The sequence below is a fragment of the Variovorax sp. YR752 genome (assembly GCF_943372545.1).
In genome coordinates this window covers 1-20,213 of sequence record NZ_CALRZC010000159.1, presented here as the reverse complement: position 1 = coordinate 20,213, position 20,213 = coordinate 1, and the positions used below count along the sequence as shown (strand labels likewise).

General features: G+C 70.2%; 23 protein-coding genes. 12 read left to right on the top strand and 11 right to left on the bottom strand.

What is annotated here, in order from left to right; genetic code table 11:
- Positions 1 to 259: 259 nt before the first annotated feature.
- On the bottom strand, positions 260 to 1,618 hold the full coding sequence (gene radA, locus AAG801_RS28670) for a DNA repair protein RadA (RefSeq protein ID WP_341891444.1): 1,359 nt from the start codon (positions 1,616 to 1,618) through the stop codon (positions 260 to 262).
- A 34-nt stretch (positions 1,619 to 1,652) separates the two neighbouring features.
- Between radA and AAG801_RS28665 the strand changes: the two genes are divergently transcribed.
- Positions 1,653 to 2,279, top strand: a complete 627-nt coding sequence (locus tag AAG801_RS28665) for a LysE family transporter (protein ID WP_341891443.1) — start codon at positions 1,653 to 1,655, stop codon at positions 2,277 to 2,279.
- A gap of 16 nt (positions 2,280 to 2,295) precedes the next feature.
- Here AAG801_RS28665 and arfB read toward each other — a convergent pair whose 3' ends face one another.
- From arfB to alr, 3 genes are read right to left on the bottom strand one after another with little or no spacing between them, the layout of a single operon-like run.
- Positions 2,296 to 2,700, bottom strand: coding sequence for an alternative ribosome rescue aminoacyl-tRNA hydrolase ArfB (gene arfB / locus AAG801_RS28660; RefSeq protein WP_341891442.1), 405 nt, complete (start codon positions 2,698 to 2,700; stop codon positions 2,296 to 2,298).
- A 5-nt stretch (positions 2,701 to 2,705) separates the two neighbouring features.
- A complete protein-coding gene (locus AAG801_RS28655) occupies positions 2,706 to 3,425 on the bottom strand; it encodes a hypothetical protein (protein WP_341891441.1) in 720 nt (239 codons plus the stop codon).
- A 7-nt stretch (positions 3,426 to 3,432) separates the two neighbouring features.
- On the bottom strand, positions 3,433 to 4,539 hold the full coding sequence (gene alr / locus AAG801_RS28650) for an alanine racemase (RefSeq protein ID WP_341891440.1): 1,107 nt from the start codon (positions 4,537 to 4,539) through the stop codon (positions 3,433 to 3,435).
- A 132-nt stretch (positions 4,540 to 4,671) separates the two neighbouring features.
- Between alr and lplT the strand changes: the two genes are divergently transcribed.
- On the top strand, positions 4,672 to 5,949 hold the full coding sequence (lplT, locus tag AAG801_RS28645; RefSeq protein ID WP_341891439.1) for a lysophospholipid transporter LplT: 1,278 nt from the start codon (positions 4,672 to 4,674) through the stop codon (positions 5,947 to 5,949).
- A 77-nt stretch (positions 5,950 to 6,026) separates the two neighbouring features.
- Here the strand turns inward: lplT and AAG801_RS28640 are convergent, their stop codons facing one another.
- Positions 6,027 to 6,920 (bottom strand): hypothetical protein, encoded by an 894-nt coding sequence (locus AAG801_RS28640; RefSeq protein WP_341891438.1) that lies wholly within the window; start codon positions 6,918 to 6,920, stop codon positions 6,027 to 6,029.
- Positions 6,921 to 7,024: 104 nt separating this feature from the next.
- Here AAG801_RS28640 and AAG801_RS28635 point away from each other — a divergent pair, with 104 nt between their 5' ends.
- Positions 7,025 to 7,933: a DMT family transporter gene (locus AAG801_RS28635; RefSeq protein WP_341891437.1), complete on the top strand. Its 909-nt coding sequence runs from the start codon at positions 7,025 to 7,027 to the stop codon at positions 7,931 to 7,933.
- A gap of 3 nt (positions 7,934 to 7,936) precedes the next feature.
- On the opposite strand, the gene AAG801_RS28630 is transcribed toward AAG801_RS28635, so the two are convergent.
- On the bottom strand, positions 7,937 to 8,863 hold the full coding sequence (locus AAG801_RS28630; protein WP_341891436.1) for a response regulator: 927 nt from the start codon (positions 8,861 to 8,863) through the stop codon (positions 7,937 to 7,939).
- Between the two features lie 120 nt (positions 8,864 to 8,983).
- Between AAG801_RS28630 and AAG801_RS28625 the strand changes: the two genes are divergently transcribed.
- From AAG801_RS28625 to AAG801_RS28585, 9 genes are all read left to right on the top strand, one after another.
- Positions 8,984 to 9,475, top strand: coding sequence for a glutathione peroxidase (locus AAG801_RS28625; protein WP_341891435.1), 492 nt, complete (start codon positions 8,984 to 8,986; stop codon positions 9,473 to 9,475).
- A gap of 23 nt (positions 9,476 to 9,498) precedes the next feature.
- On the top strand, positions 9,499 to 10,689 hold the full coding sequence (locus tag AAG801_RS28620) for an amino acid aminotransferase (RefSeq protein ID WP_341891434.1): 1,191 nt from the start codon (positions 9,499 to 9,501) through the stop codon (positions 10,687 to 10,689).
- Between the two features lie 178 nt (positions 10,690 to 10,867).
- Positions 10,868 to 11,266 carry a DUF1924 domain-containing protein gene (locus AAG801_RS28615; RefSeq protein WP_341891433.1) on the top strand — a complete coding sequence of 133 codons (399 nt, stop codon included), beginning with the start codon at positions 10,868 to 10,870 and terminating at the stop codon, positions 11,264 to 11,266.
- A gap of 17 nt (positions 11,267 to 11,283) precedes the next feature.
- Entirely contained in the window at positions 11,284 to 11,751 is a 468-nt protein-coding gene (locus AAG801_RS28610) for a diheme cytochrome c (RefSeq protein ID WP_341891432.1), read from the top strand.
- 25 nt (positions 11,752 to 11,776) lie between these two features.
- Positions 11,777 to 12,460, top strand: coding sequence for a cytochrome b/b6 domain-containing protein (locus AAG801_RS28605; RefSeq protein ID WP_341891431.1), 684 nt, complete (start codon positions 11,777 to 11,779; stop codon positions 12,458 to 12,460).
- 10 nt (positions 12,461 to 12,470) lie between these two features.
- Positions 12,471 to 13,136, top strand: a complete 666-nt coding sequence (locus AAG801_RS28600; protein WP_341891430.1) for a response regulator — start codon at positions 12,471 to 12,473, stop codon at positions 13,134 to 13,136.
- Positions 13,133 to 14,485 (top strand): ATP-binding protein, encoded by a 1,353-nt coding sequence (locus AAG801_RS28595; RefSeq protein WP_341891429.1) that lies wholly within the window; start codon positions 13,133 to 13,135, stop codon positions 14,483 to 14,485. The genes AAG801_RS28600 and AAG801_RS28595 overlap by 4 nt, the downstream gene beginning before the upstream one ends.
- 309 nt (positions 14,486 to 14,794) lie before the next feature.
- On the top strand, positions 14,795 to 15,133 hold the full coding sequence (locus AAG801_RS28590) for a hypothetical protein (protein WP_341891428.1): 339 nt from the start codon (positions 14,795 to 14,797) through the stop codon (positions 15,131 to 15,133).
- Positions 15,134 to 15,159: 26 nt separating this feature from the next.
- A complete protein-coding gene (locus tag AAG801_RS28585; RefSeq protein ID WP_341891427.1) occupies positions 15,160 to 15,987 on the top strand; it encodes a hypothetical protein in 828 nt (275 codons plus the stop codon).
- Between the two features lie 277 nt (positions 15,988 to 16,264).
- Here the strand turns inward: AAG801_RS28585 and AAG801_RS28580 are convergent, their stop codons facing one another.
- The 5 genes from AAG801_RS28580 to AAG801_RS28560 form a co-directional block, all read right to left on the bottom strand.
- A complete protein-coding gene (locus AAG801_RS28580) occupies positions 16,265 to 16,978 on the bottom strand; it encodes an ABC transporter ATP-binding protein (RefSeq protein WP_341891426.1) in 714 nt (237 codons plus the stop codon).
- A 1-nt stretch (position 16,979) separates the two neighbouring features.
- Positions 16,980 to 17,741, bottom strand: coding sequence for an ABC transporter ATP-binding protein (locus AAG801_RS28575; RefSeq protein WP_341891425.1), 762 nt, complete (start codon positions 17,739 to 17,741; stop codon positions 16,980 to 16,982).
- Positions 17,731 to 18,741, bottom strand: coding sequence for a branched-chain amino acid ABC transporter permease (locus AAG801_RS28570; RefSeq protein ID WP_341891424.1), 1,011 nt, complete (start codon positions 18,739 to 18,741; stop codon positions 17,731 to 17,733). The genes AAG801_RS28575 and AAG801_RS28570 overlap by 11 nt, the downstream gene beginning before the upstream one ends.
- 5 nt (positions 18,742 to 18,746) lie before the next feature.
- Positions 18,747 to 19,628: a branched-chain amino acid ABC transporter permease gene (locus tag AAG801_RS28565; RefSeq protein ID WP_341891423.1), complete on the bottom strand. Its 882-nt coding sequence runs from the start codon at positions 19,626 to 19,628 to the stop codon at positions 18,747 to 18,749.
- 72 nt (positions 19,629 to 19,700) lie between these two features.
- Positions 19,701 to 20,213 (bottom strand): ABC transporter substrate-binding protein (locus AAG801_RS28560; protein WP_341891422.1); only part of this gene is annotated, 513 nt, incomplete at its 5' end.

Here is a 20,213-nt window from a genome sequence, read left to right as displayed (position 1 = left end):
CGAGAAGCGCAGCGCCGGGGTCGGCGCGCGCCAGCGCGCTTCGTGAACTGACTTGCCGCGGTTGTTTGAACGCAGCGACCGCAGGTCGCGAAGTGAGTTGGGCGGCCTGCCCCCTGGCGCGAGCATCGCAGTGGAGTCGGCGCGCAGCGCCGACCGCCGCCGCCTGAGGCCCCAGCGGGCAGCGCCTGCCGCGACGCTCAAAGGGCGCACGGGAGCAGACGCCCGAGAACTTCGGCTCAGGGCCGCAAGCGGATCCGGCCTAGAGATTGCGCACCCGCTCGATCGCCTCCTCGATGCGCTCGACGGCGTGGATCGTCAGCCCTTCGATCGGCTTCTTCGGCACGTTGGCCTTCGGCACCACGGCGACCGAGAAGCCGAGCTTGGCCGCCTCCTTCAGCCGTTCCTGGCCACGCGGCGCCGGGCGGATCTCGCCGGCCAGGCCGACCTCGCCGAAGGCGAAGAAGCCGCGCGGCAGTGCTCGCGCACGCAGCGAGCCCTGGATGGCCAGCATCACCGCCAGGTCGGCAGCCGGCTCGCTGATGCGCACGCCGCCGACCGCGTTGACGAACACGTCCTGGTCAAAGGCGGCGATGCCGGCATGGCGGTGCAGCACGGCGAGCATCATCGCCAGCCGGTCGCGTTCCAGGCCGACGGACAGGCGCCGCGGGCTGGGGCCGCCGGCGTCGACCAGCGCCTGGATCTCCACCAGCAGCGGGCGCGTACCCTCCAGCGTGACCAGCACGCAGGAGCCGGGCACCGGATCGCCGTGCGTCGAGAGAAAGATCGCGCTCGGATTGGCCACGCCCTTCAGGCCGCGCTCGGTCATCGCGAACACGCCGATCTCGTTGACTGCGCCGAAGCGGTTCTTGATCGCCCGCACCAGGCGGAAGCTGGAATGCGTGTCGCCCTCGAAGTACAGCACCGTGTCGACGATGTGCTCGAGCACGCGCGGGCCGGCCAGCGTGCCTTCCTTGGTGACGTGGCCGACCAGCACCACCGTCGTGCCGCTGGCCTTGGCGGTGCGTGTCAGGTGCGCGGCGCATTCGCGCACCTGCGCCACCGAGCCGGGCGCCGAGCTGAGCTGGTCGGAGTAGACGGTCTGGATCGAGTCGATCACGCAGACCGCCGGCTGCTCGGCCTCGATGGTGGCGAGGATGCGCTCGAGCTGGATCTCCGCCAGCACGCGCACCTGCGAACCGTCCAGCCCGAGCCGGCGCGAACGCAGTGCGACCTGTGCGCCGCTTTCCTCGCCGGTGACGTACAGCGTCTTCACGCTGCGCGAGAGGGAGTCGAGCGCCTGCAGCAGCAGCGTGCTCTTGCCGATGCCCGGATCGCCGCCGATCAGCACCACGCCGCCCTCGACGATGCCGCCGCCGAGCACGCGGTCGAGCTCGTCGATGCCGGTGGGCTGGCGCTCGACGTCGCTGGCCTCGATCTCCGACAGCGTGGCCACCGGCTGCGCCTTGGCCAGCGACTGGAAACGGTTCTTGCCCGTGCCGCTCTCGGCGATCGACTCGACCAGCGTGTTCCACGCCCCGCAGCCCGGGCACTTGCCCAGCCATTTCGGGCTGCTGGCACCGCACTCGTTGCAGGTGTAGATCGACTTGTCCTTGGCCATGCGGCATTCTCGCGCGACCGGCGACAATCACCCGATGGAACTCTCGACCTGGATCGCCTTCTTCGCCGCCGCCTGGGCGATCAGCCTGTCGCCGGGCGCCGGTGCCGTCGCCGCGATGAGCGCCGGCCTGAACCACGGCTTCCGCCGCGGCTACGTGATGACGCTGGGCCTGGTGGCCGGCATCTGGACGCAGATCCTGGTGGTCGGCATCGGCCTGGGCGCGCTGATCGCGGCCTCCAGCCTCGCCTTCACCGTGGTCAAGTGGGGCGGCGTGGCCTACCTGGTGTGGTTGGGCATCAAGCAGTGGCGCGCACCGGCTGCGCCGATGGTGGCCGCGGACGGCGAGGCCGTCGCGGTGTCGCCGCGCGAGCTGTTCGTGCGCGGCTGGATCGTCAACGCGCTCAACCCCAAGGGCACGGTGTTCCTGCTCGCGGTGGTGCCGCAGTTCCTCAACGTCGGCCAGCCGCTGCTGCCGCAGTACGCGGTGATCGCGCTGACCCTGGCCTTCACCGACCTGGTCGTGATGGCCGGCTACACCGCGCTGGCCGCGCGCGTGCTGCGCACGCTGAAGGCGCCGGGCCACATCAAGGCGATGAACCGGGCCTTCGGCGCGTTGTTCGTGGCGGCCGGCACGCTGCTGGCGTTCTTCAAGCGAGCCTGAGCACGTTCAGCCGAAGTCAGTCCCTGACCTTGGCGCGGCCGGCCTTCACGCCACTGCGCACCGACTTGCCTTCCAGCCGACGCTCCTTCGAGGCGCGCGTCGGCTTGGTCGGCCGGCGCACACGCGGCACGGTGGCGGCCGCCTCCACCAGTTCCAGCAGCCGTGCCAGCGCGTCGGCGCGGTTCTGCTCCAGGCTGCGGTGCTGCTGCGCCTTGATGACCACCACGCCGTCGGCGCTGATGCGCTGATCGGCAATCGCCAGCAGCCGCTCCTTGAGTGCGTCGGGCAGCGAGGACGCCCGCACGTCGAAGCGCAGGTGCACCGCGTTCGACACCTTGTTGACGTTCTGCCCCCCCGCGCCCTGCGCGCGGATGGCGCTGATCTCCACCTCCGCCGGGTCGAGCACGAAGGCGATGCGCATCGCCGTCAGCCGCGCAGCAGCCGAACCGCCTGCGGCAGCGAGCCGGCCTGCGGCATCCAGTGGTCGATCACCGCGCCGAGCAGCGCCGCGACGGCGACCAGCGCAAGCACCGACTTCCACGTGCGCCCGGTGGCGTGCAGCAGCCAGCCCTCGCGGCGCGCGCGGAAAGCCAGTGCGCCACCGGCCGAGGCGAAGGCGATCTCCACCGCCACGCCGAGCAGCACCTCGACGCCGAACAGCCCGAACACCGCCAGGCTGAGCCCACTGGCGATCAGCACCGCGATGCCGACGACGATGGCCAGCGGCACCGCGACCACGATGCCTTCGTCGGCGGCACCGACCACGTTCAGCGCCCCCTCGGCAACGTCGCCGGCCTCGAGGCCGCTGTCGCCGCACTCCACGCCGCCGCCGCCGCGCCGCGAGGGCACGAGCTCGAGCGCAGCGTCCAGCGGCAGGTCGAGGTCGGCCTCGCCGCGCGACAGCAGCCAGCGGCACCACAGCCACAGCAGGCCGAGGAAGACGAGATAGCCGCCGGTCAGTGCCAGCGGCCAGCGCAGCGCCAGGCTGCCGACGCCAGCGCGCATCAGCCCCGCCGAGAGCGCCCAGCAGGCGAGGAAGGTCAGGCTGCCGAGCGCGAAGGCATGCACGCGCAGCCAGCGCCGGCGCTGCAGGTCGGCGCGCACGCCGCGCTCGAAATGGTCGATGTCGGGGCGGCCGCGGCTCACGTCAGGCTCAGGCCACGCTCACTGGAACGCGCGGCGCCAGCGCGCACATCAACTCGTAGCCGACGGTGCCGGCGGAGCGTGCCACTTCGTCGATCGACAACACGCTGCCCTTGGTCCCGTTGCCCCACAACGTGACCTCGGCGCCGAGCGCGGCACCGGGCACCGGCGTGAGATCGACGGTGATCATGTCCATCGACACCCGGCCGACGGTGCGGGTGCGCACGCCATCGACCAGCACCGGCGTGCCGGTCGGCGCCACGCGCGGGTAGCCGTCGGCATAACCGCAGGCGACCACGCCGATGCGCATGACCTCGCTGGCGGTGAAGGCGCCGCCGTAGCCGACGCGATCGCCGGGTTGCAGCGACTGGATGGCGATCAGCTTCGCGCTGAGCGTCATCGCCGGCTGCAGGCCCCAGCCGGCGGCGTCGTGGTCCGGGTAATCCGGCGCCGAGCCGTAGACCAGGATGCCCGGGCGCACCCAGTCGGCGGCGACCCGCAGGCCGTCACCCTCGGCGCCCGCGAAACGCAGCGTGGCCGCACTGTTGCTCACCGAGCGCTCGCCCGGCAGTTCGCGCGTCGCGGCCTCGAAGGCCTCGAGCTGGGCGGCCACGCCGCCGGCGCCGTCGGCATCGGCGAAATGCGTCATCAGCGTGATCTCGTCGACCTGCGTCAGCCCGGACAGGCGCTGCCACGCCGCGCGGTAGTGCTGCGGCCGGAAGCCGAGCCGGTTCATGCCGCTGTTCATCTTCAGGAAGACGCGGTGCGGCGCGCTGGTCTTGTGGGCGGCGAGCATGTCGATCTGCGCCTCGTGGTGCACCGTATGCCAGAGGTCCAGGCGCGAACAAAGTTCCAGGTCGCGCGGCTCGAAGCAGCCTTCGAGCAGCAGGATGGGGCCGCGCCAGCCGAGGTCGCGCACACGCTGCGCCTCGTCGAGGTCGAGCAGCGCGAAGCCGTCGGCGCCCGACAGGCCGGCGTAGGCGCGTTCGATGCCATGTCCGTAGGCGTTGGCCTTGACGACCGCCCAGACACGCGACTGAGGTGCGGCCTGCCTGGCACGGCGCAGGTTGTGGGCCAGGGCCTCGGTGTGGACGGTCGCGGCGATCGGGCGGGGCATGGTGAAACCGATTCTGCCAGCGCCTTCACACTCGGAATCGCCCCCGGCCGGAGCGCCGGTAACCACATGCTATAAACCGGCGCCGCCGACTTCCCCCGCATCCCCGGGCCCAACGCGCGCGATACGGAGCGAATGAAAAGAGGCTTCTACACCATCATGTCGGCGCAGTTCTTCAGCTCGCTGGCCGACAACGCATTGCTGGTGGCGGCCATCGAACTGCTGAGGAGCTCGGCCGCGCCGGCCTGGCACGTGCCGGCGCTGTCGCCGATGTTCGCGCTGTTCTACGTGATCCTCGCCCCCTTCGTCGGCGCCTTCGCCGACGCGGTGCCCAAGGGCAAGGTCATGTTCGTCTCGAACGCGATCAAGGTGGTGGGCTGCCTGCTGATGCTGTTCGGCGGCCACCCGCTGCTCGCCTACGCGATCGTCGGCCTGGGCGCCGCCGCCTACTCGCCGGCCAAGTACGGCATCCTCACCGAGCTGCTGCCGGCCTCGCAACTGGTCAAGGCCAATGGCTGGATCGAGGGCCTGACCATCCTGTCGATCATCTTCGGCATCCTGCTCGGCGGGCAGCTGGTGGGCCAGCGCGTCGCCGGCGAGCTGCTCGCATTCAACCTGCCGCTGGTCGACACCGGCATCGACACCGCGCCCGAGGCGGCGATCTCGCTGATCGTTTTCCTCTATGTCGCTGCGGCGCTGTTCAACCTGAAGATCCCGCGCACCGAGGCGCCGCTGCAGCCGCTGTCCGTGAACATCGCCACGCTGGTGCGCGACTTCTCCAACTGCAACGCGCGGCTGTGGAGCGACAAGCTCGGCCAGATCTCGCTGGCCACCACCACGCTGTTCTGGGGCGTGTCCGGCAACCTGCGGGTGATCGTGTTCGCCTGGGCGGCGGCGGCGCTGGGCTACGGCACCACGCAGGCCTCGTCGCTGGTCGGCGTGGTGGCGATCGGCACCGCCGCCGGCGCGATCATCGCCTCGCTGCGCTGCCGGCTCGACCAGGCGACCAACGTGATTCCGCTGGGCATCGTGATGGGCGTGCTGGTGATCGGGCTGAACTTCATCACCAACGTCTGGGCGGCGGCGCCGTTCCTGATCCTGCTCGGCGCGATCGGCGGCTTCCTGGTCGTGCCGATGAACGCGCTGCTGCAGCACCGCGGACACAACCTGATGGGCGCCGGCCGCTCGATCGCAGTGCAGAACTTCAACGAGCAGGCCTGCATCCTCGGCCTTGGCGCCTTCTACGCCGGGCTGACCAAGTTCGGCATGTCGGCGTTCAGCGCGATCACCATCTTCGGCGTGGTGGTCGCCGGCACGATGTGGCTGATCCGCGGCTGGCACCGTTCCAACCTGGTCAAGCACAAGGACGAGCTGGACCACCTGCTGGCGATCGCGCGGACTGACAAGCACTGACCGCAGGTCAGTGCTTGCGGCGCAGGGTCATGTGGCCAAAGGCCACGTGAGCCGGAGCCACAAGCTGGTGGCGAACCTCAACCTCTCTGTTCGACGATCACCTTCTCGATCGCCGCCGCCCAAGGTACCGCCAGCTTCTCGCAGCCGCTGCGGGTCAGGTGGATCTCGTTGACCCAATCGCCGCTGACGCCCGCGCTGCCCTTGGCTGCCGGCATCACCGCGATGGCGGTCGTGTCGAAGAAGTGCAGGTTGGGGAAACGCGCCGCATCCGCGGCACAGCTCGCCAGCAGCGCCGCCAGCCGGCCGATCAGCAGCGCAGCCACCGCCTCGTAGTCGAGCTCGGGAATGCCATAGGCCTGCACGGACGGCAGCAGCCAGGGACCGATGCCGAACTCGGCCGGCGCCGGGCGCGGCGTCGGCACCGCGTAGCCGTGCAGGAAGATCGGCGCGCCCTTGGACTGCGAACGCGCTGCGTCGCGCAGCGCGACGATGTGGTCGAGGTTGGCCTTCAGGTAGGTGCTGAAGGTCTGCCAGCCGGCATCGCTGAGGTAGCGCGCCGCGCCCTGCGCCGGGTCGCCCCATTCCGCCGCCTCACGCAGCAGGCGCAGGTGCAGCGGAATGCCGGCGCCGCGCACGGCCAGCGCGTCGATCAGGTCGTTGCCGCCGCAGGACAGCAGGAGGCCGTCCCACGGCCGCCGCCGCCTGCCCACCAGCAGGTCGACGAACACCGGGTCGCTGCTGGTCTGCGCCATGCGCTTGAGCGTGTCGCCGGGCGTGGCGCAGTTGATCGCCACCGCGCTCTGCGCGAAGCGCATCTCGAACAGCAGGTTGGAGTTCTTCACCGGGTTGAGCGCGCCGATGGTGAACCACGAATCGCCCTCGGCGAGGAAGCGGATGCCGAACTCGCCGAGGTTCGGCGCCAGGTCGGGGGTGTTCAGGTCGGACGGCGGGTGGATCTTCAGCTTGGGCATGGTGTGGCTCCTCCTCGGGGACGCTGAAGGTAACCCCGCCCGCCGCGCCAGGCAATCCGACGCTCTGGGGAGGGGCGGCCGGGCCACGGGCGAGAATCGAGTCGATGTCCCTGACAAGAACGCGCGCCCCTTTCCTCTGGCCGGCCCTGGCCCTCACGCTCAATGCCTTCGTCTGGGGCACCTCCTGGTGGCCGTTCCGCCAGCTCGAGGCGCGCGGCCTGCACCCGCTGTGGGCCACGGCGCTGATCTACGCCGTGGCGGTGCTGGTGATCGTCGTTCTCCGGCCGCGCGCCGTCGGCCAGTTGCTGCGCGCGCCGGCGCTGTGGGTGCTGGTGCTGGCCTCGGGCACCACGAACGCCGCCTTCAACTGGGCGGTGACGATCGGCGACGTGGTGCGCGTCGTGCTGCTGTTCTACCTGATGCCGCTGTGGACGGTGCTGCTGGCGCGCCTGCTGCTGCACGAGCCGCTGACGCGCACCGCCGGCGCGCGCGTGCTGCTTGCACTGGCCGGCGCAGCCGTCGTGCTGTGGCCGGCCGAGCGCAGCGGCTGGGAGGCGCTGCCGCTGCCGCGCTCGCTGCCCGACTGGCTGGGCGTGCTCGGCGGCTTCACCTTTGCGCTGAACAACGTGATGCTGCGCCGCGAGGCGCATCGGCCCGAGGAAGGCCGCGCGCTGGCGATGTTCGCCGGCGGCATGACGGTGGCCGGCGCGCTGGCGCTGGCGCTGTCCGGCAGCGGCATGGTCAGCGCCCTGCCGGCGCCAGCGCCGGGCTGGCTGGGCATCGTCGCGGCGCTGGCGCTGCTGTTCCTGGCCGGCAACCTGGCGCTGCAGTACGGCGCGGCGCGGCTGCCGGCGAACGTGACCTCGGTGGTGATGCTGACCGAGATCCTGTTCGCCTCGGCGTCGGCGCTGGCGCTCGGCGGCGGCAGCCTCAACAGCCAGTTGCTGCTCGGCGGGGCCTTGATCCTGCTGGCGGCGCTGCTGTCGACGCTGTCGGGCGCCGACGCACATTGACGCTCAGGCGGAGGTCGGCGCGTCGACGTTCCACTCGAACGCCGGGTCGACCTGCAGCAGCGTGGCGATGAACTCGGCCTCGTGCAGCGGCTTGGTCAGGTAGGCGTCGCAGCCGGCCAGCGAGCCGCGCACGCGGTCGGTCGCGCCGTCCAGCCCGGTGACCATCACGACGACGGTGCGCAGCCCGGCGTTCTGCGCGCCGCGCTGCTTCAGGCGCTGGCACAGCTGCAGGCCGTCGATGCTGCCGGGCGGCCCCAGCCGGATGTCGAGGAAGGCCATGCCGAAGGTGCGGCGCGACAGCATGTCCATCGCCGCCTCGCCGGAAGCGCATTCGTGCACGCGGTAGCCCAGGCTGGTCAGCCGGCGCTTGAGGAACTGGCGGGCGATCGCGCTGTCCTCGACCACCAGCACCTCGCGCCCGCCGCCGCCGCGCGGCGCAGGCGCAGGTGGAGGGACAGGCGGCCGCGCCACGGCTGTCGCCTTCGGCGGCTCGCGCTCGGGTTCGGCGCGTGGCGTGCGCGGCAGGTCGTCGAGCCCGCCGCGCAGCGTGTCGATCTCCATCGGATCGAGGTCCATCATCTCGCTCGGCGGCTCGGGCGCCGTCAGGCGCATCTCGACCAGGCCCTCCAGCTCGCGCAGCACGTGCATCGGGTCGATCGGCCGCGGCAGCCAGGCGGCTGCGCCGTCCGGCGCCTTGGCGCCGATGAAGACGGTGTCGTCCAGGCGCTGGCCGCGGCGAACGGCGGCAACCGAAGCGGCGTGGTCGCCGTCGGCGATCAGGAAGTCGGCCATGCCGACCTCGTCGACCTGGTGGAATGCCGGCGAGCGCTGCGCCGCCAGCCGGAAGAACGACGCCAACGCCTCGCGCTCGAAGGGAGAGAAGCCCTCGATGGCGACGGTGAAGTTGTCGACGAAACCGGAGTCGGACATGGCCGTCGATCATCGCGCCGGCTGAACCGGCGTCAAGCAAGGCAATTGGGGATTGCCGGTTCCTCACGGTGATTCCTCACGGCGGCGTTTACCATCGTGGCTTCACGCCCGGAGGAGCCCATGGCGCAGCCCAGCATCTACGATTTCGAGGCCTTGTCGATCGAGGGCAAGCCGGCCCACCTGTCGACGCAGCGCGGCCGCGTGCTGCTGATCGTCAACACCGCCAGCCAGTGCGGCTTCACGCCGCAGTTCGGCGGCCTCGAGCAGCTGTGGAAGGACTACCGCGACCGCGGCCTGGTCGTGGTCGGCTTCCCGAGCAACGAGTTCGGCGGCCAGGATCCGGGCGACAACGCGCAGATCGCCACCTTCTGCGAGCGCAACTTCGGCGTCAGCTTCCCGATGATGAGCAAGGTCGAGGTCAACGGCGACGGCGCCCACCCGCTGTGGAAGTTCCTCACCAGCGAGGCGCGCGGCGTGCTCGGCTCGCAGGCGGTGAAGTGGAACTTCACCAAGTTCCTGGTCGGCCGCGACGGCCGCGTGCTCAAGCGCTACGCGCCGAACGACGCGCCCGAATCGCTGCGCAAGGACATCGAAGCCGCACTGGCGGCCTGAACCCCGAAACTTCTCCAGAGCCCATGTTCTCCCACGTCGAACCCTTTGCCGGCGACCCGATCCTCAGCCTCAACGAGGACTTCCAGAAGGACCCGCGGCCGCACAAGATCAACCTGTCGATCGGCATCTACTTCGACGATGCCGGGCGCATCCCGGTGCTCGAGTCGGTGAAGCTGGCGGAGGCCAAGGTGGTCGCCGCCGGCGGCGCCAAGCCCTACCTGCCGATCGAGGGTGCGGCGAACTTCCGCGCCGCGGTGCAGGCGCTGCTGTTCGGCGCCGAGCACGAAGCGGTGAAGAGCGGCCGCATCGCCACCATCCAGTCGGTCGGGTCCTCGGGCGGCCTGAAGGTCGGCGCCGACTTCATCGCCCGCTGGTTCCCCGGCAGCGGCGTGTGGGTCAGCGACCCGACCTGGGACAACCACCGCTCGATGTTCGAGGGCGCCGGCATCGCGGTGCAGACCTACCCGTACTACGACGCCCAGACCGGCGGTGTGCGCTTCGCCGACATGCTCGCCACGCTGGAGCAGTTGCCTGCGAAGAGCATCGTGCTGCTGCACGCCTGCTGCCACAACCCGACCGGCGTGGACCTGACGCGCGCGCAATGGGACGAGCTGGTGCCGCTGCTCAAGCGCCGCAACCTGATCCCCTATCTCGACCTCGCCTACCAGGGCTTCGGCGACGGCATCGCCGAAGACGCCTACGCGATCCGCGCGATCGCGGCCGCTGGCCTACCGGCCTTCGTCGCCAACTCCTTCTCCAAGAGCATGAGCGTCTACGGCGAGCGCGCCGGTGCGCTCAGCGTGGTCTGCCCCGACGCGGCGCAGGCGGCGCTGGTGCTCGGGCAGCTGAAGTTCACCGTGCGGCGCAACTACTCCAGCCCGCCCATCCATGGCGGCCAGATCGTCGCCCGTGTGCTGACCGACCCCGAACTGCGCCCGCTGTGGGAAGGCGAACTCGCCGCGATGCGCGTGCGCATGCTGGCGATGCGCAAGCAGCTGCATGCGGTGCTCAGCGCCAAGCTGCCGGGCCGTGACTTCGGCTACTTCCTCAGCCAGCGCGGCATGTTCAGCTACACCGGGCTGTCCGCCGCGCAGGTGGACCGGCTGCGCGAGGAGTTCGCGGTCTACCTGATCCGCTCCGGCCGCATCTGCGTGGCCGGGCTGAACAGCGGCAACGTCGAGGCCACGGCCACCGCGATGGCCGCGGTGATCTGAGCCGCCGAAGCGAGGCGCCTATGCAATTGCGCAGCGCAGGCGGCTCACTTCAGGCCGACGCTGGCCAGCTTCGCAGGGCCTTCGCTCTGGCCTGACCTGATCTCGATCAAGCGGGCGGGAGCGCTAAGACTTCCTTAACGGCCCCCCGCGACCATGGCGACATCCTGAAGGAGTCGCCATGAGAAACCGCACCGCTTTCCTGATCGCCCTCGCGCTGGCCGCCACGGCCGCCAGCGTCGGCGCGCGGGCCGCCACGCCGGCCGAGCAGCTCGCCGGCTACAGCGCCGCCGCCAAGGCTGCCGCCGACCCGGCGCGCGGCCAGAAGTTCTTCACCACCCAGGGGCCGAAGGACTGGAGCTGCTCCTCCTGCCACGGCAGCACGCCCACCGGCACCGGCAAGCACGCCTCCACCGGCAAGGCCATCCAGCCGCTCGCGCCGGCCGCCAACGCCGAACGTTTCGCCGACCCGGCGAAGACCGAGAAGTGGTTCCGCCGCAACTGCAACGACGTGCTCGGCCGCGAGTGCAGCGCCGGCGAGAAGGCCGACGTGCTGGCCTGGCTGATGACGCTCAAGTGAAGCGCAGGAGAACCCCGATGAACACCACGACCTCCGTGCTGGCCGCGCTCGCGCTCGCCGCCCTTGCTCACCTCCCTGCACGCGCCGACGACCATGGCCGCGCCATCGTGCTGCCGCCCGCCTACGTGCAGGAATGCGGCGCCTGCCACGCTCCCTATCCGCCGGGCCTGCTGCCCAACGAATCGTGGCAGCGCCTGATGGCCAACCTGCCGACGCACTTCGGCACCGACGCCTCGCTCGACGCGCCGACGCAGAAGGCGCTGAGCACCTGGCTCACTGCCACCGCCGGCAGCGGCAAGCGCGCCCGCGTCGCGCCGCCGGAGGACCGCATCACCCGCGGCGACTGGTTCATCCGCGAGCACCGCGAGGTGCCCAAGGCAGCCTGGACGCGCGCCTCGATCAAGAGTGCCGCCAACTGCGGCGCCTGCCACGACGGCGCGGCGCAAGGCATGTACGACGAGGACAGCGTGCACATCCCGCGCTGAGCGCCTCGACTCCGGAGAAATCACCATGACCATCGAATCCCGTTCGCCCACCCTGGTGTGGGACGTTCCCGTGCGCGTCTTCCACTGGCTGCTGGTGCTGTGCTTCGCCGGCGCCTGGCTCACCGCCGAGAGCGAACACTGGCGGCTGCTGCACGTCACGCTCGGCTACACCATGGCCGCACTGGTCGCCTTCCGGGTCGTGTGGGGCCTGGTCGGCACACGCCACGCACGCTTCGCCAGCTTCGTGCGCGGGCCAGGCGCGGTGTGGAGCTACCTGCGCTCGCTGGTCGGCCCGCGGCCCGAGCACCACACCGGCCACAACCCGGCCGGCGCGCTGGCCATCGTCGGCCTGCTCGGCTTGATCGCGCTCACGGCGGCCAGCGGCTGGGCCACCTACAGTGAACTCGGCGGCGAGTGGCTGGAGGATCTGCACGAACTCGCCGCGAACGGGCTGATGGCGCTGGTGGTGGTGCACATCGCCGGCGTGGTGGTGGGCAGCGTCGTGCACCGCGAGAACCTGGTGCGCGCCATGTTCACCGGCCGCAAGCCGGCACCGCCGGCGGAAGGCATCCGCCGCGGCTGGGCGGCGCTGGCCGCGGTGATGCTCGCGGCGGTGCTGGGCTTCTGGTGGGTGCAGTGGCAATCCGCCCCCGCCGACGCGGGCACGCAGATGACGAACCTGCAGACGAAGCTGCACGACGACGACTGACAATTCAGCCATGCGCATCCTGCTCGTCGAAGACGACCCGCTGCTCGGCGATGGCCTGCGTGCCGGGCTGCGCCAGCTCGGCTTCCAGGTCGACTGGGTGCGTGACGGCCAGGCCGCCGAGCGCGAACTGCGCAGCGCCAGCCACGACGCGGCGGTGCTCGACCTCGGTCTGCCGATGAAGGACGGCATGGAGGTGCTGCATGCCGTGCGCGGCGAAGGCGTCAGGCTGCCGGTGCTGGTGCTGACGGCGCGTGATGCGGTGAGCGAGCGCATCCGCGGCCTCGACCTCGGCGCCGACGACTACGTGCTCAAGCCGGTCGACCTGCACGAACTGGCCGCCAGGTTGCGCGCGCTGGTGCGCCGCGCCCACGGCGTGGCCGAGCAGCAGCTCACGCTCGACGGCGTGGTGCTCGACGCGGCCAAGCGCCTGGTGACGCTCGACGGCGAGCCGGTGAGCCTGTCGGCGCGCGAGTTCGACGTGCTGCATGCGCTGATGCTGGCCGATGGCCGCGTGCTCTCGCGCGAGCAGCTCGAGCAGCGCATCTACGGCTGGGGCCAGGAGGTGGAGAGCAACGCCGTCGAGGTGCACGTGCACCACCTGCGCCGCAAGCTGAAACCTTCGCTGATCCAGACCGTGCGCGGCATCGGCTACGCGATCGCGCGAGCGCCGTCGTGAAGCTGCCGCGTTCGCTGCAGGCGCGGGTACTGGTGCTGGCGTTGGCCAGCGTGGTGGCCGTCTGGCTGGCGGCCGCAGCCTTCACCTGGCGCGAGGCCCAGGACGAACTGGACGAGCTGCTCGACGGCCACCTCGCCCAGGCCGCGGCGCTGCTGATCGTGCGCCAGGTCGACGAGATCGAGGAGCCGGAAGACGACGAGCGCATCGATGCCCCGGCACTGCACCGCTACGCGCCCAAGGTGGCGTTCCAGGTCTGGCGCAAGCGGGAACTGGTGGCGCGCTCGGCCAACGCGCCGTCCACGCCGATGGCCGACATCCCGCGCGGCTTCGCCACGACCAGAATCGCCGGCGAGCGCTGGCGCGTATTCGCCGCGCAGGGCCGCGACCGGCGCGTGCAGGTCTACGTCGGCGAGGAGCTCGACTCGCGCGACTCCATCCTCGAAGGGCTGCTGCAGGGGATGATCGCCCCGATGATGGTGGCCCTGCCGGTGCTGGCCCTGCTGCTGTGGTGGGCGGTGCGGCAAGGCCTGCTGCCCTTGCGGCGTCTTGGCCGGGCGATTGCCGAGCGCGAGCCGCGCGCTCTGCAGCCGATCGCCGCGGACGCCGCCGGCGATGGCCTGCCCAGCGAGATCGTGCCGCTGGTGGCCGCACTCAACGGCCTGTTCGAGCGCATCGCCGAACTCCTGGAGAGCGAACGCCGCTTCACCGCCGATGCGGCGCACGAATTGCGCACACCGATCGCGGCGATCCGTGCGCAGGCGCAGGTGGCGCAGGGTGCCGGCAGCGACGATGCGCAGCGCGCACAGGCGCTGGCCGCCACGCTGGCCGGTTGCGACCGTGCGGCGCGCCTGGTCGAGCAACTGCTCACATTGGCGCGGCTGGAGTCCACGGCCGAAGGGCCACAGGAGGCCGCGGACCTGCCGACCATTGCGCGCGACGTGCTGGCCGATCTGGCGCCGACGGCATTGGCACGCCGGCAATCGCTCGAGCTGGAAGCGGACGCGGCCGTGCCGGTGCGTGGCAGCGCCACGCTGCTCGCGGTGCTGCTGCGCAACCTGGCCGACAACGCCCTGCGCTACAGCCCCGAAGGGGCGCGGGTGGTGGTGAGCGTCGGCCACGAGAACGGCGTTGCCGTTCTGCGCGTGGAGGACAGCGGCCCGGGCCTGGACGACACACAGCAGCAGCGCCTGGGCGAACGCTTCTTCCGCGTGCTCGGCACCGAGGCGCCGGGCAGCGGCCTGGGCTGGTCGATCGTGCGGCGCATCGCGGCCGTGCATGGCGCGCAGATCAGTACCGCGCGGTCGGCCGCCCTCGCCGGGCTCGCGGTGCGCGTGGTCTTCGCGGACTGACGCCTCCGACGCGCCAGGGGTCCGGGTTCAAAGACTCAGGAGGTTCCACGAGTTTGGGGCGCGCCACGCGCTCCAAGCATCCTACGCAGCGGGTCTACTCGGACGCCAACTGCATCTGAGTTGCGATGGATATGGCTCTGCGCAGCGTCCACTTCCGTATGCCCGATGCTCTTGGCAATGCGTTTGGCCAAGGGTTGGTCGACGGCATGCAGGACGTGTACCCCGCCATCGTGAGTTCGTCGCGTGGCCTGCAATCGGCCACTCGGGTTGTGCGACAGGTGTACCCTCGTGGTAATCTGCCACACTGTCATGAGTAGCAACTCCGTTCGCATCGCCTCCGATCTGTTTGAGCATGCGCTTCGCCAGGGCGAGGTTCTGTCACGCTCGGCGGCGCAACAACTCGAACACTGGGCGCGGCTAGGCGCAGCAGTCGAGCAGAGCGGCCTGTCGGTTGGCGAACTGGTCGAACTGCTGCGCAGTGAGACGGCGACCCGGAAGTTGCCCGAGAGCACCCTGTGGGCGGCTAAGCGCGCCCAGCAGGCGCGCGACATCGCAGCTGTCGAATCCGGCAGGGCGAGCAGCGAGTCGATGAGTTGGTTCTCGGGTGGCCGAGCGCGGCGAGCCAAGGCGATCAACTCGCCGCTGTGACCCGCGGTTCGCGGCGTAGCACAGCGATGGGAAAACACCAACCGCGCCCGCCAGAGCCGAGCACCGAACCCGTACTTGCGGAAGACGAGGCGCCGCTGGACGCGGCTACGCTCGACGCGTTTTTGCAGGACATGGGCACCGACATGGTCCTGGTCGGCGGCCAAGCCCTCGCCTTCTGGATGGACCGCTACAGCGTCGCTTCAACTGCAGCGTCCATCTCCAACGATGGCGATGCCCTTGGCAATCTTGAGCGCGCCCAGCGCATTGCCGAGAACCTCCGCGCAGCGCTGCTGACCCCGGAACGCAACGCCCTCACGTCGCTGGTCGCGCAGATCCGCATTCCCACCGGCTCGGCGGGCAAGGTGCGCAACATAGACGTACTACACCTGCTGTTCACCGTCAGCGGCTTGCGCAAGTCCCGGGAGTTCACCCAGGCCGTCTGGCGCGAAAGCGTCGAAATCGAGTGGAAGCCGGGGCATCACATCCGGGTCATGCATCCGCTGCATGTTCTCGACTCCAGGGTACAGAACGCCGTAGGCCTGCTGGAAGCCAAGGGCCCGCACGTCGTCACGCAGGCGATCTGGGCGGTTGACGTCGCACGCGAGGCGATTCGCCGCGTCCTCCGACAGCCCGCCGAGAACGAGAGACTGGGGGCACTCATCCGTCAGGTGCACAACCTGGCGCGCAGCCGCGCCGGCCGCCAGATCTTGCGTCAGCACGGCATTGAAGTACTGGACGCGGTGCCCATAGAGGAAATCCGGATCGCAGCACCGGCTCACGAGCCACAGCTGCGCTCAATCGAGCGTGCCATCGCCTCTCGTGCAGCGGCTACGCCAGACTCCGAGAGTGAATGACCGGCGTCCCCGGGCCGCGCCTGTGACGGCCTAGACAGGGCTCGGCCTGACCGAACTTCTCCGCATTGCCCCCACCGCTTGGGGCTGACGCTGTGCCAAGAGCATCTGGCCCAACCTCAGACACCGTTCGAGCGCGAACCACGAGGCGAACTTGGCCGCTCTGGAAGCACCGGCCGGGTCACGGCGAGGCTGAATTGCCGCTTCCGGGCAGCCGCGACTCTCGCCCGCTCTAGGTCGCGGACAGGCGTGCCCTCCGATCCCTGAGCGCGTTTCCGCCTCAGACGCCGAGGAACCCTGCCAGCGCCGGGTTCGCCGCCACGTCCTCGCTGCCGCCCTCCAGCACCACCTGGCCCTTCTGCAGCACGATGGCGCGGTCGCTGCGCGCGAGCACGCGGCGGTAGTCGCGGTCGACGATCAGCGTGGCGATGCCGCTGGCGCGGATCTCGCCGATCACGCGCCAGATGTCGGCCACGATCAGCGGCGCCAGGCCCTCGGTGGCCTCGTCGAGGATGATCAGCTCGGGGTGCGTCATCAGCGCGCGGCCGATCGACAGCATCTGCTGCTCGCCGCCGGAGAGCTGCGCACCGAGGTTGCTCAACCGTTCCTTCAGGCGCGGAAAGGTGTCGAGCACACGCTCGTAGTTCCAGTCGTTGCGCCCGTCACGGCCAGGCCTTGCGGCCATCACCAGGTTCTCGCGCACGCTGAGGTTGGGGAACACGCCGCGGCCCTCGGGCACATAGGCCACGCCCAGGCGCGCCACCTGGTGCGGCTTGGCCTTCGATGCGTCCTGCCCGAACAAGGCGATGCGGCCTTCGCGCTGCGTGACGTGGCCGAGCAGCGTGCGGATCAGCGTGCTCTTGCCCATGCCGTTGCGCCCGAGCAGGCCGAGCGTCTGGCCGCGCGCGATGAAGAGGTCAATGCCGTGCAGCACGTGGCTGGAGCCGTACCAGGCGTGAAGGCCTTTGGCTTCGAGCAGGTAGTCGTGGTTCACGTCAGTGGTCTCCGAGGTAGGCGGTCTGCACCTGCGGGTTGCTGCGGATCGCCGCCGGCGTGTCGGAAGCGATCACGCAGCCGTTGACCATCACCGTGATGCGGTCGGCGATGCGGAACACCGCATCCATGTCGTGTTCCACCAGCAGGATGGCGTGATCCGCGCGCAACTCGCCGAGCAGCGCCAGCATGCGCTCGGTCTCCTCGGCGCCCATGCCGGCCAGCGGCTCGTCGAGCAGCAGCACCTCGGGTGCGGTGGCCAGGCACATCGCGATCTCGAGCTGCCGCTTCTGGCCGTGGCTGAGCAGGCCGGCAGGGCGCTCGAGCAGACTGTCGAGCCCGGCTTTCGCGGCGGCCTGTCGTGCGGCCGCCGTGCTGGCATCGCAGCGCTGCGCGTCCTGCCACCAGAGCCACGGCTTCTGGGTACGCGCCTGCGCGGCGAGCCGGCAGTTCTCGAACACCGTGAACGTCGGGTAGATGGTGTTGCGCTGGTAGCTGCGGCCGAGGCCGGCTCTCGCACGCTTCGGTTGCGTCCAGCGCGTCACGTCCTCGCCGAGCAGCTCGACGCTGCCGCCCGAGGGCGGGATCTCGCCGGAGAGGATGTTGATCAGCGTCGACTTGCCGGCGCCGTTGGTGCCGATCACCGCGTGCACGCTGCCGCGCTCGAGTTCGATCGACACACGGTCCACCGCGACGAGGCCGCCCCAGCGGCGGCTGATCTCGCGGCCGCGCAACAGCACGCCTCGGTTCGTTTCAGGCTTCATTCAATGCCTCCTGGCCGGCAACGGCCGAACGGCTGCGGCCCACGAGGCGCTCGCGCCACTGCCCCGGCAGCCCGACCAGCCCGCGCGGCAGCAGCGCGACGCTCGCAATGATGGCCAGGCCCAGCCCCAGGTGCCAGTGTTTGGCGAAGGCGCCGAAGATCGCCTCGCTCTTGAAGAACTCCTGCAGCAGCGCGAAGGCGAAGGCGCCGATCAGCGCGCCGCGCAGGTGGCCGAGGCCGCCGAGGATGATCATGATCAGCACCGCGCCGCTCAAGTGCCAGCTCATCAGCTCGGGGTTGACGAAACCGTCCTTCACCGCGAACAGGAAGCCCGCGAGACCTGCGATGCCGCCGGACAGCGTGAACGCCGCGAGCTTGTACGGGTAGGTGGAGAAGCCGGTGGCGCGCATGCGCTGCTCGTTGACGCGGATGCCGGCCAGCGCGCGGCCGAAGCGCGAGCGCAGCAGCACGGCGAGGAAGGCGAAGGTCGCCACTAGGCAGGCGAGGGTGAAGAAGTACAGCGCCAGCGAGCCGTCGAGATCGATCAGCGTGCCCAGCGCGGGCTTGACGTAGAGGTAGATGCCGTCGGTGCCGCCGCCCAGCGGCGTGTCGTGCACCACGTAGTAGGCCATCTGCGCGAAGGCCAGCGTGACCATGATGAAGTAGACGCCCTTGGTGCGCAGGCTGAGCGCGCCGACCGCCAGCGCGTACAGCGCCGCAGCCAGTACGCTCACCGGCAGCAGCCACCACAGCCCGGCCGCTTCGCTGGCCGGCGACAGCAGCACCGCCGCATAGGCGCCGATGCCGAAGAAGGCTGCCTGGCCGAAGCACACCAGCCCGGTGGCGCCGACCAGCAACTCCAGACTGAGTGCGAAGATCGCGTAGACCATGATCTTGGTGACCAGGTCGACGCCGTAGCTGCCGGTCAGCAGCGGCAGCAGCGCCAGGGCCGCGAAGCAGGCGGCGACGAAGCCGGCCCTGGATCGATCGATGTGGTTCATACAGATCATCCCGCCTTGAACAGACCGTCCGGCTTCCACAGCAGGATCAGTGCCATCAGCACGTAGACCAGCACGCCGGCCGCCTGCGGCAGCAGCACCTTGCCGAAGGTGTCGACCGCACCGATCAAGAGGGCCGCGAGCAGCGCGCCGCGGATCGAGCCGATGCCGCCGATCACCACCACGACGAAGCAGATGATCAGCACCGTGTTGCCCATGCCCGGGTAGACGCTGGACACCGGCGCCGCCACCATGCCGGCGAGCACGGCGATCGCCACGCCGGCGGCGAACACCACGCGGTAAAGGAACTTGATGTCGATCCCGAGGCTTTGCACCATCTCGCGATTGGTGCTGCCGGCGCGGATCATCATGCCGAGGCGCGTGCGGGTGAACACGAACCACATGCCGATGGCCAGCGCGAGGCACACGCCGCTGACGAACAGGCGGTAGACCGGGTAGGTCATCATGTCGCCGAGCGGCAACGTGCCCGAGAGCCACTCCGGCGGCTGCACGCCATGCACGTCGTCGCCGACCAGCAGGCTGCGCAGTTCCTCGAAGACCAGGATCAGGCCGTAGGTCATCAGCACCTGCTGCAGGTGCTCACGCTCGTAGAGGAAGCTGAAGAAGGCCCACTCGAGCACGTAGCCGAGCAGCACCGCGAGCACGGTGCCGACCGCCAGCACCGCGAAGAAGCCGCCGCCGAAGGTGGAGGCCACCGCCGGGGCCAGCGCGTAGGCCATGTAGGCGCCGATCATGTAGAAGCTGCCGTGCGCCAGGTTGATGACGCCCATGATCCCGAAGATCAGCGTCAGCCCGCTGGCCACGAGGAACAGCAGCAGGCCGTACTGCAGGCTGTTCAGGCACTGGATGAGGAACGTGGCGAGATCCATGGGCGAAGCCTTCCCCTGCGGCCACCCGGAAGGGGGCCGTCGGTCGGTTGAATCGGAGGTGCCGGGCTGGCCTTACATCTTGCAGCCGCGGGCCGGATCGGCCAGCGACTTGGACGCCACGCCGACCAGCTTGTTCTCCTTGCCGCTGACCTGACGCAGGTAGATGTCCTGCACCGGGTTGTGCGCCTTGGAGACGCTGAACGGCCCGCGCGGGCTGTCGATCTTCGCCTTCTCGATCGCCGCGGCGATCTCGGCCTTCTTGCTCACGTCGCCCTTCACGGCCGCGAGGCCGATGCCCAGCATCTGCGCCGCGTCGTAGCCCTGCACCGCATACACGTCGGGCTGCAGCTTGTAGGTCTTCGCGTAGGCCAGGCGAAAGGCGTTGTCGCGCGGCGTGTTCAGCGCGTCGCTGTAGTGCAGCGTGGTCAGCAGGCCGTCGGCGTCGGCGCCCTGCGCTTCCAGCGTGCCGTCGGTCAGGAAGCCGGCGCCGTACAGCGGGATGTTCTTCTTCAGGCCCGCCGCGGCGTAGTCCTTGACGAACTTGACCGCGCCGCCGCCGGCGAAGAAGGTGTAGACCGCATCGGG